This is a genomic window from Aquimarina sp. RZ0 (assembly GCF_008370685.1).
Taxonomy (GTDB): Bacteria; Bacteroidota; Bacteroidia; order Flavobacteriales; family Flavobacteriaceae; genus Aquimarina.
Genome location: NZ_VTZU01000017.1, coordinates 59,044 through 78,153, shown reverse-complemented (window position 1 = coordinate 78,153; position 19,110 = coordinate 59,044). Strand labels below are relative to the sequence as shown.

Annotated in this window: 17 protein-coding genes; 9 read left to right on the top strand and 8 right to left on the bottom strand. The window is 33.0% G+C overall.

Annotation, left to right across the window (positions count from 1 at the left end; genetic code table 11):
- Positions 1-2: 2 nt before the first annotated feature.
- From F0000_RS08485 to nadD, 4 genes are all read left to right on the top strand, one after another.
- The gene (locus F0000_RS08485) at positions 3-548 is read left to right on the top strand and encodes a GNAT family N-acetyltransferase (RefSeq protein ID WP_149624286.1); all 546 of its coding nucleotides are present in this window, start codon (positions 3-5) and stop codon (positions 546-548) included.
- Between the two features lie 75 nt (positions 549-623).
- Positions 624-1,484: a YicC/YloC family endoribonuclease gene (locus F0000_RS08480; protein ID WP_149624285.1), complete on the top strand. Its 861-nt coding sequence runs from the start codon at positions 624-626 to the stop codon at positions 1,482-1,484.
- 82 nt (positions 1,485-1,566) lie between these two features.
- On the top strand, positions 1,567-2,136 hold the full coding sequence (gene gmk / locus F0000_RS08475) for a guanylate kinase (protein ID WP_149624284.1): 570 nt from the start codon (positions 1,567-1,569) through the stop codon (positions 2,134-2,136).
- A gap of 58 nt (positions 2,137-2,194) precedes the next feature.
- A complete protein-coding gene (gene nadD / locus F0000_RS08470) occupies positions 2,195-2,776 on the top strand; it encodes a nicotinate (nicotinamide) nucleotide adenylyltransferase (protein ID WP_149624283.1) in 582 nt (193 codons plus the stop codon).
- A 200-nt stretch (positions 2,777-2,976) separates the two neighbouring features.
- Here the strand turns inward: nadD and bluB are convergent, their stop codons facing one another.
- The 4 genes from bluB to F0000_RS08450 form a co-directional block, all read right to left on the bottom strand.
- A complete protein-coding gene (gene bluB / locus F0000_RS08465; RefSeq protein WP_149624282.1) occupies positions 2,977-3,633 on the bottom strand; it encodes a 5,6-dimethylbenzimidazole synthase in 657 nt (218 codons plus the stop codon).
- A 195-nt stretch (positions 3,634-3,828) separates the two neighbouring features.
- On the bottom strand, positions 3,829-4,608 hold the full coding sequence (locus tag F0000_RS08460) for an enoyl-CoA hydratase/isomerase family protein (RefSeq protein ID WP_149624281.1): 780 nt from the start codon (positions 4,606-4,608) through the stop codon (positions 3,829-3,831).
- Between the two features lie 14 nt (positions 4,609-4,622).
- On the bottom strand, positions 4,623-5,315 hold the full coding sequence (locus F0000_RS08455; protein ID WP_149624280.1) for a DUF6090 family protein: 693 nt from the start codon (positions 5,313-5,315) through the stop codon (positions 4,623-4,625).
- 83 nt (positions 5,316-5,398) lie between these two features.
- Positions 5,399-6,811: a PAS domain-containing sensor histidine kinase gene (locus tag F0000_RS08450; protein ID WP_255452675.1), complete on the bottom strand. Its 1,413-nt coding sequence runs from the start codon at positions 6,809-6,811 to the stop codon at positions 5,399-5,401.
- 148 nt (positions 6,812-6,959) lie between these two features.
- Here F0000_RS08450 and F0000_RS08445 point away from each other — a divergent pair, with 148 nt between their 5' ends.
- On the top strand, positions 6,960-8,648 hold the full coding sequence (locus F0000_RS08445) for an ABC transporter ATP-binding protein (protein WP_149624278.1): 1,689 nt from the start codon (positions 6,960-6,962) through the stop codon (positions 8,646-8,648).
- A gap of 156 nt (positions 8,649-8,804) precedes the next feature.
- Here the strand turns inward: F0000_RS08445 and F0000_RS08440 are convergent, their stop codons facing one another.
- Positions 8,805-8,987, bottom strand: a complete 183-nt coding sequence (locus F0000_RS08440; RefSeq protein WP_149624277.1) for a hypothetical protein — start codon at positions 8,985-8,987, stop codon at positions 8,805-8,807.
- 440 nt (positions 8,988-9,427) lie between these two features.
- On the opposite strand from F0000_RS08440, the gene F0000_RS08435 reads away from it, so the two are divergent.
- From F0000_RS08435 to F0000_RS08430, 3 genes are all read left to right on the top strand, one after another.
- Positions 9,428-9,916 (top strand): hypothetical protein, encoded by a 489-nt coding sequence (locus F0000_RS08435; protein WP_149624276.1) that lies wholly within the window; start codon positions 9,428-9,430, stop codon positions 9,914-9,916.
- 347 nt (positions 9,917-10,263) lie between these two features.
- Positions 10,264-10,419, top strand: coding sequence for a hypothetical protein (locus F0000_RS27660; RefSeq protein ID WP_188112056.1), 156 nt, complete (start codon positions 10,264-10,266; stop codon positions 10,417-10,419).
- A 217-nt stretch (positions 10,420-10,636) separates the two neighbouring features.
- Positions 10,637-10,834, top strand: a complete 198-nt coding sequence (locus F0000_RS08430; protein WP_149624275.1) for a hypothetical protein — start codon at positions 10,637-10,639, stop codon at positions 10,832-10,834.
- Between the two features lie 160 nt (positions 10,835-10,994).
- On the opposite strand, the gene F0000_RS08425 is transcribed toward F0000_RS08430, so the two are convergent.
- The 3 genes from F0000_RS08425 to F0000_RS08415 all read right to left on the bottom strand — a co-directional run bounded on the left by F0000_RS08425 (position 10,995) and on the right by F0000_RS08415 (position 15,367).
- The gene (locus tag F0000_RS08425; protein WP_149624274.1) at positions 10,995-12,812 is read right to left on the bottom strand and encodes a sodium:solute symporter family protein; all 1,818 of its coding nucleotides are present in this window, start codon (positions 12,810-12,812) and stop codon (positions 10,995-10,997) included.
- Positions 12,813-13,096: 284 nt separating this feature from the next.
- Complete coding sequence (locus F0000_RS08420) at positions 13,097-13,903, bottom strand: hypothetical protein (RefSeq protein ID WP_149624273.1); 807 nt, start codon at positions 13,901-13,903, stop codon at positions 13,097-13,099.
- Positions 13,904-14,341: 438 nt separating this feature from the next.
- Positions 14,342-15,367, bottom strand: coding sequence for a Gfo/Idh/MocA family protein (locus F0000_RS08415; RefSeq protein ID WP_255452674.1), 1,026 nt, complete (start codon positions 15,365-15,367; stop codon positions 14,342-14,344).
- 800 nt (positions 15,368-16,167) lie between these two features.
- Between F0000_RS08415 and F0000_RS08410 the strand changes: the two genes are divergently transcribed.
- On the top strand, positions 16,168-18,720 hold the full coding sequence (locus F0000_RS08410) for a discoidin domain-containing protein (RefSeq protein WP_149624271.1): 2,553 nt from the start codon (positions 16,168-16,170) through the stop codon (positions 18,718-18,720).
- Positions 18,721-19,110 lie beyond the last annotated feature (390 nt).

The window sequence follows — 19,110 nt, the reverse complement described above, 5'->3', positions numbered from 1 at the left end:
AGTTGAGTTTTTTTTCAAAAACATATACAACAAAAAGCCATCAGGAAGTGATAATCAGGCAAGCGTTATCTGATGATGCTTCTCCATTGTTAGAACTTAAATTGCAGTATCTGGAAAATACTAAGACGCTTCCTTTGTTCAAAGAAGAATATCCTAATGATATTGATCAGGAACGGGAAATGATCGAACGATATCAATCAGAAAAAAACAGCTTATTACTTGTCGCCACTTTTGAAGACAAAGTTATAGGAAATATTGATCTGACTGGTAGCTGGCGAAAAAAGATACAACATACCGCCATGATCGGCATGGGCATACATCCCAAATGGCAGCATCAGGGTATAGGAACTTTACTTATTAAAAATGCAATAGACTGGGCCAAAGAAAATGAGGTATTAAAAATAATCTGGCTCGAGGTCTATAAGACGAACACATCAGGTATTGCATTGTATAAAAAGATGAAGTTTCTTGAATCCGGGTATATCCCTAATTTCTTTTTAGAAAAAGGAACTTATATCGATAAAATTACGATGTTCAGAAAGCTTTAGAGACTTAAGATTCCATACTTCATATAGACACTTCACGAGTTTTCCTTATCTTCGTGCAACTTTTAGTTACATCCTATGATTAAATCCATGACCGGTTTTGGTAAGTCTATTCTTCAGCTTCCAACAAAAAAAATTACTATCGAAGTAAAATCTCTTAACAGCAAAAATCTAGATCTCAACGCCAGAATCCCTTCTCAATATCGAGAAAAGGAGCTGGAGATGAGAAAAACTATTGCAAATACCTTAGAAAGAGGGAAAGTTGATTTTGGTTTATATGTAGAGGTAACCGCAGAAGAAAACTCCACTAAAATCAATGAAGACATTGTCAAGGATTATATAAAGCAATTAGAAGCTATCTATACTAATGGAGAGACACTGGAAATGATGAAAATGGCAGTTCGTATGCCAGATGCTTTAAAAACAGAACGAGCAGAAGTCGATACCGAAGAATTTGATATTATAAGAGAAGGACTACAAGAAGCCTTAAAAGCTATTGAGGACTACAGACTTGATGAAGGGAAGGCTCTGGAGAAAGATTTTAATATTCGTATTAAGAATATTAGTAATTTATTAGATGATGTGATCAAAATAGATCCGGAACGTATCGAAGTTGTTAAAGAACGATTACACAAAGCCGTTTCTGAACTAAAGGAACAGGTTGATGAAAATCGTTTTGAGCAGGAATTGGTATATTATTTAGAAAAATTTGATATTACTGAAGAAAAAGTAAGACTTACTAATCATTTGGAATATTTTGTAACGGCACTAAATTCTAAGGATTCTAATGGTAAAAAATTAGGCTTTATTACTCAGGAAATAGGTCGGGAGATCAATACTATTGGTAGTAAATCTAATTATGCTGCTATGCAACAATTAGTGGTCCAGATGAAAGATGAACTAGAGAAAATAAAAGAGCAATTACTTAACATTTTATAAATGTTATAGCAAGACAGGTAGGTAATTGCTTAACAAAATTGGCGAACTATAAATAACCCATATAGTGGTAAAATTTATATAAATGAAACAGGGGAAACTTATTGTACTGTCTGCGCCATCGGGGAGCGGAAAGACTACATTAGTAAAATATTTATTACACAAAGAAGAGCTAAATCTGGACTTCTCTATATCCGCAGCTTCCAGAGAACCAAGAGGTGGAGAAATTCACGGTAAAGACTACTATTTTTTATCTCTTAGAGAGTTTAAAGATAAAATCAAGGCGGATGAATTTCTGGAATGGGAAGAAGTATATCGTGATAATTTCTATGGCACCCTAAAAACAGAAATCCAGCGAATATGGGATCAAGGAAAACATGTGATTTTTGATATTGATGTAGTTGGTGGATTGGATATCAAAAGAATTTATCCAGAAAGAACCTTGGCTATCTTTGTAAAACCGCCTAGTATCGAAGAATTAAAAATTAGATTAAAAAAGCGTAAAACTGAATCCGAAGATAAAATCAATATGCGGGTAGCAAAAGCTTCTACCGAACTAGCAACTGCACCACAGTTTGATGCCATTGTCACCAATGATGACCTGGAGAAAGCAAAAGCCGAGGTATTCCAGTTAGTAAAAAAGTTTATTACATAATACTGAAAGTGATCAAAGTGAAGTTCTCATCGATTTGTAGCGCAAAAGTAAATTTCTAATGAAAAATATCGGATTATATTTCGGAACATTTAACCCAATTCATATAGGGCATTTGGCAATTGCCAATCATATGGCAGAGTATTCTGATCTTGATGAGATATGGATGATAGTGACTCCTCATAATCCTTTTAAAAAGAAAAGTTCTTTGCTAGACAACCATCATCGATTAGAAATGGTATATAAAGCGACGCAGACATATCCCAAATTAAAACCTAGTGATATTGAGTTTAAACTACCGCAGCCTAATTATACGATCAATACTTTGGCGTATTTACAGGAAAAACATCCTGATTTCTGCTTTAATCTCATTATGGGTGAGGACAATCTGAAAAGTTTTCATAAATGGAAAAACTATGAAGTAATTCTTGAAAACCATACTATTTATGTATATCCAAGAATCACAAAAAAAATCGCAAAGACGGATTTATTATCAAATATAAAAGTAAAAAAAGTACTTGCTCCCATTATGGAAATTTCATCTACTTTTATCAGAAAGGCAATTCACGAAGGTAAAAACATAAGACCTTTATTATCTGAATCCGTATGGACATATATTGATGAAATGAATTTTTATAAATAGAACTCATCCCGTTCTAATCATTTCTTAATACAACAAAATGAGAAGAATAATTTATGACCTCATCTTGAGTAATGCTTTGACCTTCAAAATTTACATGTTGTACGTTAATTTTTTTAACTAAGGCTATACTGAAAAAAAACTACTTCATAAAAGTACAAAAGTCAAACTTTTCGGTTGAAAACCACTACTCAAGATGAGTTCTATCTATATTTTTCTTCAATAACAACTTCTTTCTGAAGTTTTTTACGATCCCATTTGCGCAATTCTAATTCGGGCTGGTTATAAAACATATCTGTATATCCAAAGCATAGATACCCTATCAACTGGTTCTCTTGTGGGGCTTTTAATACTTTTTTTACTTTTTCGGGATCCAAAATACTAACCCACCCCATGCCGATATTTAGAGACCTTGCCATGAGCCACATATTCTGAATGGCACATACGACACTATATTTGCCCATATTGGGCATACTTGTTTGTCCAAGTACTGGTCCTTCTTTGGGCTTATAGAAAACTGCCATATTAAGAGGTGATTCTAAAATCCCTTCTAGTTTGAGTTCAATATATTTCTTCTGTTTTTCATCTGCAAACTGCATAGCTGCAAGTGCTGTCTCCTCAGAAAATGTTTTTTTTATTGCTTGCTTCGTTTCTATATCACGTATCAGCACAAATTCCCAAGGCTGAGAAAACCCTACAGAAGGAGCAGATAATGCTGCTTCTATAATCTTATCAATTGCTTGCTGATCAACAGGAGTTGCCAGAAAACGATTTCCACGCACATCTCTACGATGTACTAGTATCTCTTCTAGTAATTGCTGTTCGTCGCTATTAAATACGCGTTGCGGTTGGTCTTCCAAAATCAATATTCTTTTAGCTTTTTAGTATCTATAAATATATAATTCGTACTTCTAATAGTAAAATTACGTATCGATTTGTGTAATATAACAAAATACTAGGCATATTTATTATTAAATACAATAAATTAAGGGTATACAATTTATAATTTATGATTTCAATACTTATCAAAAAAAGAAAATCTTACTGCCTCGATTTCATTTGCCAGGAAAATCTGCCTTTCTTTTTTCCAGAAATGCAGTAGTACCTTCTTTAAAATCTTCAGTGCCAAAACAATTTCCAAATTCTTTAATTTCTGTTTTAAAACCATTCACTCCATCTTCATAACACGCATTTACTGCATTGATTGCAGCGCCAATAGCTATAGAAGAATTTCTGGTAATTTTACTTGCTAGTTTCTCTGCTAAGGGTAATAATTCATCGAGAGTTACTACATGATTTACTAATCCATATGCTAATGCCTGATTAGCATTAATCATTCCTGCTGTCATAATCATTTCCATAGCTCTACCTTTTCCTATTAATTGCGGTAATCTTTGAGTACCTCCATATCCGGGAATTACTCCAAGAGAAACCTCTGGCAACCCCATTTTGGCAGTATCACTGGCAATTCTAAAATGTGCAGCCATTGCTAATTCTAATCCTCCACCTAATGCAAAACCATTAATTGCGGCAATAACTGGTGTCCCTAAATTTGCTATAAAATCAAAAAGCAATTCTTGTCCTTTTGCTGCCAACTCTTCTCCTTGATCAATAGAAAAATTGGAAAACTCACTGATATCTGCTCCAGCGACAAAGGCTTTATCTCCCTGACCTGTAATAATAATAACTTTACTAGTATTACTTTGATCTGCTACTGCAATAGCATCATGTAATTCCTGGATCGTTTGTTTATTAAGTGCATTTAACTTTGACGGGCGATTAATCGTAATCGTAGTAATGCCATTAGTATGTGATGTGAGAATATTTGTGTACATTTTTTAATCTAGTATTATTGTTTCAATTCTTGTTTGATATGCTGTTTTAAGATTTTCATCTTTTCTTCAATCAATTTATATCGAGCTAATTTATATTTTCTATTTGTTTCTAATCTCCATAAGTAGCTAAATACTTCTTTTTTCTGACTTTCGGATATTTCTACAGGCTGTTTCATTTCTATCAATCGTCCATTTTTATTAAATATCATATATGGATGCAAAATATCGTTTATAGGTTTAAAATAATTAGTATATGATTTCATCTCTGGTATTTCGACTTCTAACTTATAAATAATGGTGTAATAAAAATCATACAAGGAGATGATTTCAAATCGTAGTGAATCATTTTTTATTTTTTCTAATCCACTTGCTTTTAGAGATTCATAACCTGATCTGTTGATAATAGGCGTATAATCTCTAAAAAGAATTATGTATGCATTATCTATTGAGTCCTGATCAATTTTTTTGTTATCCAATAAATCTCTAAACAATTGATTTGCTTTAAGACTCATCTTATGACCGTGTATATTCCCTCTAAAATCACGAAAATCTAATTCAATCCCATTATTGATCTCTTTTAGTATCTTTTCTTCAGAAAGGTTATCTCTTCTGTTGTCATTCCAATTATTTAATGCAAAAGCTGATACTACTGCAATAAATATTGACAGAAATTCAAGAGTATATTTTCTAAAGCGTATCTTTTTCACGATTACTATGTCTTTCTCATAAAATACAAATTCAAAATACTAGCGTTTATATCTATGCAGTCTTATTTTTAAGCCGAAAAAGCTTATTCTCTTGGGAATTTAACTTTGAAAACAGTTCCTTTTCCTTCTTGAGAGGTAAAAGTAATGCTTCCATTGTAAGTTTCGACAATATTTTTTACCATCCCTAACCCTAACCCCATACCACTTGTTTTGGTTGTAAACTTAGGTTCAAATATTTTATTTTTATTCTCCTCAGTAATTCCTATTCCATTATCTGCTACTGTGATCACTACATTTTCTTTTTCTGTAAATACATTCACCATAATCTTAGGAGTTTGATCTTCGTGTATAGCTTGTATTCCGTTTTTGACCAAATTAGTCACCACTCTAATTAATTGTGTCTTATCAAATTTAGCGATGATTTCTTCTTTTTCTGAAGGGAAAATAATATATCCTTCATTAAAAATATCCAGTGCTAATCTTACGACTTTTACAACATCCAGTGTTTCATTTTTTTGTGCTGGCATTTGTGCAAAATTAGAAAATGCAGATGCAATAGAACTCATCGTATCTATCTGCTGAATCAGTGTATCGCTATATTCTTTTACTTTTTGATTCACATTAGGATCTCCTGGATCAAACTTACGCTCAAAACTTTGAACCGTCAACCGCATAGGTGTTAGCGGATTTTTAATTTCATGAGCTACCTGCTTTGCCATCTCACGCCAAGCTGCTTCTCGCTCGCTTTTTGCCAGCATAGCGGCACTCTCTTCTAGCTCATCAATCATACTATTGTATGCATTTACCAGAGAGTAAATCTCTTCTCCTACATTACCGATTTTAATTCTTTTATTTCGTTTATCCAGACGTGTTTGATCTATAGTATCAGAAATCGTCTTAAGAGATCTTGTAATATATTTTGATAAAAAATACGCAAACATTATGGCGACCAATAACATCAATAGATATACTTGCCCAAGTCTGGTTAGCGATTCCCAAAGCTCTCTGGAAAAGAAATTATCATCTTCCAGGTAAGGTAGGTTAAGAATCGCCAGAGGTTTTGACCTATCATCTTCTATATACGTATAGGAGGATAAAAAATGTTCTCCATCTTTTTCTGAAACGCCCAGGTATCTCTTTTCATATTTTTTACTAAGCCTGTTAATTATAATCGAATCCAATTGGATATCAATAGTATCACTAACAAAAGTTTCTTCTGACTTGATTAATAATTTACCTGATAAACTATAGATATTAATGGGTAGTGTATGTTCTTCTGATATTTGGTAAATCCGATTGTTTTCTCTGAATATGAGCATAACATTCTCTTCTTTCACCTCATATGTAGTACTTTTTAAGGCATTGTTAATTGCAATTCTTATACGTTCTTCTTTTCTCTCCAGTCGTTCCCGATGATATTCTTCTGCCTCTTCCTTATATTGATACACTGTTATTGCAGCAACTAATACAGAAGCTAATAAAACTAATACAGTCATCGATATAAAAATTCGTGTACGTAACGAGAGTTTGGTAAGCTTCATAGTATTCTTTGAGACGTAAATATAACAAATATCACACCAAAATAATTGCAAAAACAAAGTTGTAGGAATAATGAATTGACTAAATTTAACTAGTTTTGATTTTATGGATACTAACACCTTACTTTCTGTTCAAAATCTTAGTATTTCTTTTACTTCGAAAGGAAATTCTACACAAGTATTACATAATATTTCTTTTGATATTAATCGAAACGAAATTCTTGGGGTAGTAGGGGAATCTGGAAGCGGAAAATCTGTTACTTCTCTGGCAATTATGAGGTTAATTCCTGAAAGTATTTCTGAAATAAGTGGCAATATCATCTATAATAATACTTCTATACTGAGTTTAGATGATAAAATGCTAAGATCTATACGTGGTAATGAAATCGCTATGATATTTCAGGAACCTATGAGTTCTCTAAATCCCTCTATGAAATGTGGGAAACAGGTAGTAGAAATCCTATTACAACATACTAAATTATCAACATCCGAAGCTAAAACAGAGGTGCTATCTTTATTTGAAAAAGTAAAGCTCCCTGATACTCATCGTGCCTATAATTCTTACCCACATCAACTAAGTGGCGGTCAGAAACAACGTATTATGATTGCCATGGCAATCGCCTGTAAACCTAAATTATTGATAGCTGATGAACCTACTACGGCACTGGATGTAACGGTACAAAAGGAAATTATCCAATTGCTCAAGGATTTACAGCAAGAATATAGAATGAGTATTCTATTTATCTCTCACGACTTATCCCTGGTCTCAGAAATTGCGGATCACGTTTTGGTTGTCTATCAAGGAAAAATGGTAGAATATGGATCTACTCATCAAATTTTTACTTCTCCTCAAAAAGAATATACAAAAGCACTTATTTATGCAAGACCATCTCTGGATGTCAGGTTTAAAAAATTACCTACTATCAGAGATTATCTAGACAATCAGGAAGCAGATAGAGAGATCATCACAAAAACTGAGCGACAACAACAGCATCAGAAGTTATATAGTAAACCTCCATTACTCGAAGTAAAAAATGTGGAGAAAACATTTTTCTCTACTGTAGGTTTCTTTGGTAAAAAGGAGTTTAAAGCTGTAAATGATGTTAGTTTTAAACTATATGAAGGGGAAACATTAGGGCTGGTTGGAGAATCTGGCTGTGGCAAATCTACTTTGGGTAATGCTATTTTACAATTAGATAAAGCTGATACCGGGCAAATTCTATATAAAGGCAAGGATATCACACTACTTCCTTCGGCTCAGTTAAGAGGGTTAAGGAAAGAAATACAACTTATCTTCCAGGATCCTTTTGCCTCACTAAACCCAAGACTTACCATAGGAAAAGCCATTATGGAACCTATGAAAGCTCATAATCTTTATGCTAATGATGTACAGCGAAAAGAAAAAACCATTGATTTACTAAAAAGAGTTGGACTCGATCCTCAATATTTTAATAGATATCCACACGAATTTAGTGGAGGGCAACGACAACGGATAGGTATCGCCAGAACCATAGCATTACAACCCAAATTAATTATATGTGATGAATCCGTAAGTGCGCTAGATATATCTGTTCAGGCTCAAGTTTTAAATTTACTGAATGAATTAAAAGAGAAATTCGGATTTACCTATATTTTTATATCCCATGATCTTGCTGTTGTAAAATATATGTCTGATCAATTATTGGTAATGAACCAAGGAAAAATAGAAGAAAAGGGTGATGCTGATGTTATCTACGAAAACCCTACAAAAGAATATACCAAAAAGCTTATTGATGCCATCCCGAAAGGGTTGTAATTAAAATATCATACGTATAAAAAAATGTAATTAAATTTGATGAAGAGTATAACTGTATAAAATACTTCTATGTCTTATAAAACCGATAAAACTTCCAACGTATGAAGCTGAAGGTTTTAAAAACTACCATAGCAATCTAACCGATATGGATACGTTTTACGCAAGATCACAAAGTTCAACACAGGTCTTTTTGCAATCGTCAATATCTTCTCCGCCTACTGTATCACCTCTCGAATCAGAAGCATTACATCCTTGAATACACGCGCCTACACAGTTATTTGCCCCTTGTGATCCATTGATAAATTGTAATTCTTTTTTAGGAATTTTAAATCTCTCCAAAGTTGTTTAAAGCTTTCATTTTTAACCTGAGTTCGATTAATACAAAATGCGTCAGTTTGAGTGAAATTCTTATAAGAATTTTGTATCGAAAACAAGCATTTTGGGATCAAAAACCTATTCTCGATACACTTTTACTTCGTCAAAGTGCTCGAATTGAAGGTTTTGAATAGTCTGCCATAATAATCGAACTTTGGTTAATAATTAATTTACGATTGACATAAATAACAAAGTCAATAGTATTATAAATTCTCCTTTAATGTATTAACTGATCAAATTATTACCCCAAAAAGTAGTACAGACGTTATATTTTTGATCTAAATCAGATAATTCCTTTTCAAATAAAAATAAGCTCATAAAAATAAATTCTTACATTTTTTAAACGCTAAATGTTTACCTCATCATTTTTATTACACAAATAATAAATAACAAAACGTAAAATGATGAAAACAAAAATGAAATTTTTAACGTACTTCATACTAGTATTTGCTTTGGTATTCACATCAACTTCTTGTGAAGGAGAAGATGGAATGGACGGTATTAATGGTGTTGATGGAGAAATTGGGGCTCAAGGACCGGCAGGACAAGATGGAAATGCCAATGTCCTTTCGGTTTTATTAGAAAATCAAACCATTAATAATGGTGATACGGTTTTTGATATTCCGCAATTAACTCAGGAAATATACGATACGGGTATCGTATACGCATATGTTACTGTAACCGGGAATGATTATTGGGAAGTTTTACCATTAAGTCTTGGTCAGCAAATTATCTTAGAAATTGATCAAATAGAAATCGGTAAAATCACATTAAGAGCTACGTTCACCCAATCCAACCTTAGACTTCGATTTGTACTGGTAGAAGGTACTGATGTAAGCAATAAAATAAACTTTTCTGATTTTGAAGAAGTAAAAGCTTTTTACCAATTATAACTATTCTTGAAACTTTTGGAGCAATACCACTTACATTTGCTCTAATTTTTATGAAGAGAAATCTTAGAAATCTAGGATTTTTCTTCATAAAAAATAAGTTTTCAGGAAGTAAGGTTTTTAAACAAACTCTTAGTTAGTATCTGGTCGTAAAGGTTTAACTATTTGATTTTTAGGTTTATGATTTGTTTTTAGGTTTTGAATATCTATTGAAATAAGGGTTTATACGATTTATAACTAAAAATTTCGCATATTCATCGTTTCTTTTTCCTTTCTACTTCGTTTAAAAAATAAACCGTAGCTATAGCTATGCTTGATTTTTTTGCCTTGCATAAAGAAAAAATAATTCAATGAATTTATACGAATTTTTTAATCACAAATCGTATAAAAACGGATGTTCACTTTCCTGCGGATTACAATTTATTCTGGGATGCTGCAAGAAAATGTATCGAGATCAGTTGTCAGTTAGCAGAAAGACAAGAGTTATCAGGTTGGCGCAAGGCTAGTGATTGGAAATACCGTGTAAAGTATCAATTTAGAAAAGTACAAAAGGTTAAAAAATCTGGAGGAAAGTATAAAGAATCTAGGTTACAATTTACTACTGAAAATTATTTAGAGTTAGCCCTTACACTGACTAAAAAGGTATCAGAATTTAGAAAGACTTTACAAGGCCGTTCAGTACAGGAAATTAGTTTATTAATATCATTGGAATATTTTTATAAGATGTTGAATAAACATATTAGTTTACTAAAACGAAGAGTTCTAAAAGGCGAAAAGATTCCTCATCATGAAAAGGTGTTTTCTTTATTCGAACCACACACCAAATGGATTAACAAAGGCAAATCAGGAGTCATTACAGAGTTAGGTCAAAAACACTTAATTGTTACAGATCTACATCAAATCATAAAAGTATCCTCATAAAATCCAAAAATGAGTAAAAAAAAGATCAAATTAGAAAATGTAATTTATAAGATTTTTCTTTGAAAATTCAAAAATAACCCTTTTCCGACCGGACACTAGTTATCATCTTATAATTAAAGGTAGGGATACATCTAATATAGAACGATCCCATATAATGAAATCATTCCATAAGGTTTTTCCCTATTCTTTTCCATACGCTTAGTAACAAAATACCTGCAATTATTGTCAAAGCCCCAAGCCATAGTGCTTCATTATACGCTCCATAGATCAAATATCCTGTGGTAAAAAGCACACCATACACAAGGCAACACCCTAATACCATAGCCAATATGCCTGAGGGCACTGTCCATTTTTTTTGCGTAGTTACTATAGCTACTCCTTGCTTTTCTGCTTTTGCTCTGACGGTGTCCCATCCGGGACCTCCAGGTTGAATTTTTTTATAAAAATTAAACAGCTTTTCGTCTGTATCAGCTTGTGTAATAAACGTCACCACGATCCAGATAATAGTAGTGATCAAAACAACAAAAGGAATGCTAAACCAACTAGGAAAAATACCGACACCTTCTATCCCGAATAACACATCATTAACCTTGGGTATTGTAATAATTAAGGAAATAATACCTGACGAAAACATCGCTGATATTTCACTCCAGGCATTGATACGCCACCAAAACCATCTTAGAATAAAAATAAGTCCAGTACCTGCCCCAAACATAATAATATATGTAAATATCTGCTCTGCATTGGTTAGTACCAATGCCAGCAAAACACTTAATGTCATTAACACAACAGTAGATAATCTCCCTACATTCACTTTTTCTTTTTCTGTAGCCGTAGTGTTGATAAACTGATTGTATACATCATTTACCAAGTACGAAGCACCCCAGTTAAGATGTGTAGAAATACTAGACATATAAGCGGCTACTAATGAAGCTACAACTAGACCTAAAAGGCCACTTGGCAATTTAGTTAACATAGCAGGGTAGGCTAAATCATGACCTAATTTATCAGGTGTCACATCAGGAAACGTTTCCTGAATACTGGCAAGATCAGGAAATACTATTAATGACGATAATGCTACCAAAATCCATGGCCAGGGTCGTAGCGCATAGTGCATGATATTAAAAAAGAAGGTAGCTCCAATTGCATGGTTTTCATTTTTTGCAGCTAACATACGTTGAGCTATATATCCACCACCTCCAGGTTCTGATCCTGGATACCAGGAACTCCACCACTGAACGGCCAGTGGTATAACTAATAGTGTAATCAATGCTTCTTTATTTTCAAAATCAGGTAATAAGGATATTTTATCGGCCACATTGGGATGTGATATTAAATTGTGAAAGCCATTAACTTCTGGTAAGTTCACACAATAATATGCTGCTCCAATTGCTCCCGCCATTGCAACAAAAAACAGTAAGAAATCAGAATACACCACTCCTTTGAACCCACCTAAAGCACTAAAAACAACGGTAACGACAGCTGCATATCCAACTGTTTCTATAGCTGTTAAACCTAACATTACCTGCCCGATTTTTATAGCAGCTAGTGTAATTCCGGACATCGCTAAGATGTTAAAAATTAAACCCAGGTAAATGGATCTAAAAATTCTTAAAAACCTTGCTGGTTTACCTGAATATCGCAATTCATAAAACTCCATATCTGTGGCTACATCAGATTTTCTCCAGAGTCTGGCATAAATAAATACGGTCAATAAACCGGTAAGCAGAAATGCCCACCAAACCCAATTCCCCGAAACTCCATTCTGGCGAACAAGATCCGTAACCAGGTTAGGAGTATCTGTAGAAAAAGTAGTGGCTACCATAGAAAAACCTAACAACCACCAAGGCATGTTCTTTCCAGATAAAAAATATTCGGTCGTATTTTTTCCCGATTTTTTAGCAACTATTAAACCTATAAATAATGTGATTATGAAAAAAAAGATAATTATAATATAATCGAATGTACTTAAATTCATAGATCTGAGTTTTGTAATTGGTATAAGATAATTGATTCTAAATAAAAATTAACACTGATTCGAGTAATCTGAAAAAAGAGGCTTGTATCAAAGTCACGTTAATTTAGTAAGCAATATAGTAATACTCTTTTAAAAAGAAATTATCCCGCAAACCTAATTAGTAAATATTATCTAGAAATAATGTATTGTTTCTAATATACTTAACAATAAAAAAAGACTGCCTTTCCAGACAGCCTCCTTTTGATTTCAATAAATCAATACGCAATTATAAACTAAATTTTGATTTATCTCGTTGGTATAAACCTTGTAAATTCCCTATCACTTCTCTGTCTTGTATCAGTAATTTGTGCAATATGAAGTCTGCTTCTTAATCCAGAAACTGATACTGTATTTCTACCTGCAACAGCATTAACTCTTTGTCTAAAAACTCTTCTTCCACTAGCATTTCTAACAATCAAAAATGCAGTACCTGTAGCTCGAGCTTCGAATACCAAATTTACAGATCCTCCACCAAGATTTACAGCTCTAAAATTAGTAATATTAATATTGTTGTTAGCTGGTGGTGGTGGAGTAGTTCCCCCAGAAACTATTGGAGAAATATCTGTAAAAACAATATCTCCGATAGTATTAGATCCAGAAGGAATATCAGCTCTATCTGTATTAACAAAAACAATACGAGTCTCAGAACCAAAACCTACTGTTCCATTAAAAATTCGAAAACCAATCTCTCGTCTTACTCCATTATCACTAGGAAAAGGTCGAGAAAGACCTGCAGTATTAATAGCAAAAGCTCCGCCGCTCAAGCCATCGTTGCCAGAGTCACGTATCGTTAATTCAAAAGAAGATCCGCGTCCAAAATCTGCACGTTCATCCAATGGGATTTGTACTAAATCATTAGCATTTTCAGCACTAAAAGGACCAGTAGTAACAACTCTTCCAGTTGGTAATTTAAATTCAACTGTTATCTGATCTGGGCGATCATCAAGTTGTAGATACAATTGCGTAGCAATAGGACTTCCTCCTTGCGCTTCTACATTAGGGGTAGTCAATGCTGCAACTAAGATTACAAAAAGTAATTTAAAATTTTTCATCGTGTTTAAAGTTTAAGTTTAAAATGATTTTAAAAGACGCAATTTAGAGAACGGGCTTTCTTGTACCAATATGAGTGGGTGAAAAAGTGGGATGAATAGTATTCTAAAAACAGTAATTCATTAGTAATCAGTGTTATTTTTGATATCCATACTCTATCAAAAGTGGACTGTATATAAGTTTTTCTTATGGATATTTTGGACCACTCTTTCTAAAATATATCTTGATTATGACAATACTGATTTAAGTTTGATCATAAGAAAATGAAAAAAATAGAGTCGCTAAAGGATGGGGCAAAAGTATTCGGGATACAATAATTCTTGGAGAAATATCATTTATTTTAATAGTAAGGTTCTAAAATTACTCAACAAAAAGTAGTACACGTTTATATTGCTATGATCCTTTCTCTAGTCAGATGAGCATCATAAATTTTTTTATTTTTATAACAAAACCTTAGCTTTGCTTTTAGCCGCTTTATAGATAGCTTCTACAATTCTGATATCTCTCATTCCTTCTTCACCAGGAACCATAACCGGTCTGTTATTGATAATTGATAAGGCATCATCATCCATTTGCTGTGCCTGCTGATTTTCAATATATATGTCCAGAAGGATATTATCGCTAGTTTTACCTTTCACACCTGAGTACATAGAGAATGGTTGAAGATTATACCATCCATTTTTACAATCTGCATGAAGCCGATGCATATTGTCGCCTATACTGGTTTTACCATGTGCAATTGCTCCAGAAGGAAATTCTAATGTAAAATGTGTGGTTTCATCAGTTTCGGTAAATAACTCAGGTCGTGTTGTCATTTGCCGCGCGGTTACAGAAATGGGTTCTTCTCCCGTCGTATATCTAGAAGCATTGAGCGCATATACACCTAGATCATACATAGTACCGCCTCCCAACTTAGCATTCATTCTCCAAGTGTTTCCAGGATTGGTAACATTATATCCAATTTCTGCATATACTGTTTTTATAGCACCATAAGGTTTTGACATTGCCCATTTTATTATTTGTTGAGTATTAGGTTCGTGCTGCATGCGATATCCTATAGATAGTTTTACTTTATTTTTATTGCAAGCCTCTATAATGGCTTTGCATTCTGTTTCTGTTTTTGCCATTGGTTTTTCGCACCAAACATGTTTTCCCGCATTAGCTGCTTTTATGGCATATGTGGCATGCAGTCCTGTAGGCAATACAATATAGATTACATCAATATCAGAATTATCTGCTATTTGATGCATCGTCTCATAATCGTAGATGTTAGTATCTTTTATCCCATATCTTTTTTGCCAAATTGGAATTTTAGAAGGAGTACCTGTCACAATACCTGTTAGTTTACAATACTTAGTAAATTGAAGTGCAGGAGCAAGTATTGTGGTGCTATAAGTTCCTAGACCAACTAAACATATACCTAGCGGTTTCTGAGAAGAATTAGCAAGTAAATAAGAATAAGGCATAAGGGTTGAGCCTAGCAAAACACCTGTATTACGTATGAAATTTCTTCTATTTAAAAACATAACCGTAACGTTAAAATATTCTATTAAAATAGATTTTTTTCTATTGAAATACTGTTTTTACTTTGTTAAATGATTTCAAAATCAACAATTTTTAATACTATAGCGGGGTTTATTCATTTGTTGTTTTTTAATGAAAGCATAGTTTTCTTTAGAATAACTCTTTTTGGACTGACAAGGTTTTTTTGAAGATATATTCATTCGATCCTAATCAACAGTTTGCAATAAAATTCATAAAAATTTAACTTTTTTAATGTTTTTTACACAACTACAACACCTTACCATTTGATTATTAGGTAATTGTATATTTATTTTTCGATAAAACGAATTCTATAAATTTCTCTACGTATACTAGATAGTTGTGTTTACTTTTTAATGTAAAAATTACTTTTATAAAGCTTTAAACGATGAGCATAGTTTTTTTGCTACAAATAATTAACTTTTTTTTAGATGTAGATACAATCAAAATGCTTTTGACTCATTTGCCTTATAAAAAATTAAGAAAAAGAAAGATTGAATTGAAATGTGTGTTTTTTTGGACAAATTCTAATAAAGCTATTGTATGTTCAGTCTATAATTGTAAATCAAATCTTAAGTAATCTCAAAATTTACTTAATACTAACAGGTATTACTAAGTAAAGTTTTTTTGAGTATTAGGTTTGATAAATAAGCTTATGGTTTAAATTTAGGATTAATTTATCCCAGAAAAACTAGACGTAAACACAAATCATTTTTTAAGTATTATGAAGAACAAACTAATTGCGCTATTAACCTTGCTGAACATATGTTATCTAAGTATAAATGCCCAGAATGGAAGTACTGGATGTAATGCGGATTCTTCCTGTTACGATTCTGATTATCCTGAAATTAAAGAATGGGCCAAGGCAGGAAGAAGAGGTGGAATTCCTACTATTTCGAATATAAAAGCTACATTAAATCCCGGAGGAAATATTCAAAATGCTATAGACAGAGGGGGAGCGGGTGTAGTACTCCTGAATAATGGTACTTATACGGTTAATCGATCAATTAACCTAAAAGATGGTGTCATACTACGTGGTAGAAATAAAAATGGTGTAAAACTTAGCGTTAAAATGAAAAGTGGGCGTGCCATTGTATTTGGAAGAGGTGTGAATAATGCTGGTTTGGAAGATATGCGCGTAGTCTATGAAGCACTTCCTAATCCTCCAAAAGAATATCGTACAGGTTTTCAGGATGGTAGATTTTGCAGAGAATGTTTTGAGAATGTTTTTCCAAGTAATAATAATACACTGGTTCGTCTTGATGGAGATGATAACTGGGTAGATGATGTCGATTTTATTAATAGTGGTTCTGATCCTGTTGAAATATTTGGAAAACATAATACATTCAGAAATTCACTTGTTGACAATTGCTATAACAAAGGTGAAGGAGGAGAAGGTTATTTTGATATCAGAGGGGATTACAATTTAGTGATTGGATCTACAGTGAGAAAGATACGCCATTTTGCGATTCAAAACGGAGCGAGATATAATGTAGTTTTCAAAAATAATTTGGAAGTAGACGTAAACTTTCACAATGGTGATGACGGGCGCAATTTAATTGAACAAAATTCGATTATCCGTCCTTCCTGGCATACCTGGGGAGTATTTGCAACCGGAGGAGCACGATATGGTCATGATAAACCAGGTCCCAGAAATATTATAGTAAATAATACAACATTTGACTATAGAGAAAATAAGAAAGAGTTCTCGGATCGAAATGTTGTATATACTTACAGAGATTATGGAGAACCTGATAGAACAAATTGGTCTATGCCATCCTGTGGAACATTTTATGCTGTAAAATGCGGATCAGGTGGTGGAGGAAACAATACAGTTCCAGTTACAGGGGTAAGTATATCAGATAACAGTATTACCCTTACCGTGAATCAAACAAGAGATTTAGATGCGACAGTAAGTCCAAAAGGTGCCACGAATAAATCAGTAAATTGGTCTTCTAATAACACCGCTGTAGCGAGGGTAAATTCTAATGGTTTGGTAACTGCAGTATCAAATGGTTCTGCAATTATTACTGTAACAACAGTAGATGGTAATAAGAAAGCTACTAGTAGAATCACTGTAAAAGATACAGATGGCAATGGAGGAGATAGTACTATTAAGAATTTGGCACTTAAGAAACCTACTAAATCCGAAAATAGCCAGAATGGTAATCCTGCCTCAAATGCTGTAGATGGCAATACGAATACAAGATGGTCTTCTAATGGATTTTCAAAATGGTTAGAGGTAGATCTGCAATCATTAAAAAATATTTCCAGAACAGAGTTAGTATGTTATCAAAATAGAGCGTATCAATTCACAATCCAGGTTAAAGAAAAAGTTTCGGATGCATACAGAACCGTTGTGGATAGAAGTAATAACAAAACAAAAGGTACCGTAGATAAACCAATCAAAGATTCTTTTAATCCCATAAATGCCAGATACATAAGGATTAATGTTACAGGTGCTGACTCATATACAGGTAGTTGGGTAAGTCTTCTGGAATTTAGGGTGTTTGGTAAAGATGCAGACACGTCTACAGGTGGAGGAGAATCAGTTACTACAACCCTATCGCCTATTCAAGACGCCTATTTAGAAAATGCTACCAGAAAAAATGTAGATCTTATTAGAGTAGAAAATAATAGAAGAGTAGGCTATTTACTTTTTGATGTATCACAGATAAAAGGAGCTATTACTTCGGCTCGATTAGAATTAACCTGTACTTCTGATGCTGGGAATGGGACGATAGAAATACAACAGGGAAATAAAATTGGTTGGACCGAGAATACGTTGTCGAATACCAATAAACCGTCTGCAATGACAACATTAGGTAGTCTTAATCAAAGTTTTAAGGTAAATTCAACATATAAATGGAATCTAAAATCTCTTAAAATAAATAATCAAGATAAATTGGCACTTATATTAGAACACAAAGGAGGAAATGATGTAGGTTTTGCCTCTAAAGAAAATAAAAGTGCAATCGCTAAGCCTAAACTAGTGATTACATATCAATCCGGAAGAGATAATGACCTGACAGATACCAGAAAGACATCGATATTTCCGAACCCATTTACAGATCAATTTAATTTGAGACTGATTCCTAATCGGGTTTACTATTCTGTAAAAATAGTCAATATAAATGGTCAAATAATTTATGACAAAGCTATTACAGACAAAGCAGATACGTTGCAGATTAATCTGGAACATATTGAATCCGGAATTTATTTTGTCCAGCTAACCGGAGAGAAGGGTATGGAAAGTCTAAAAATCATGAAAAATTGATACTAATACCATTTATCCTTTTGAATTAGAGCTTGTTTAAAAACCTTACTTCCTGAAAACAAATATTTTAAGAACCGTGAGCTTACTTCAAATAATTGAAATATCTCGATATTCTCATCATTTGAAGTGTCCTTAGTACCTCAAACTATTGATTTTCAATTTGTATTCTTTTTATACGATTTGTGATTAAAAAATTCGTATAAATTCATTGAATTATTTTTTCTTTATGCAAGGCAAAAAAATCAAGCATAGCTATAGCTACGGTTTATTTTTTAAACGAAGTAGAAAGGAAAAAGAAACGATGAATATGCGAAATTTTTAGTTATAAATCGTATTAAACATACTCTAAATAAAAAATCCCCGAAAAATTAAACTTCGGGGATTTTTTTT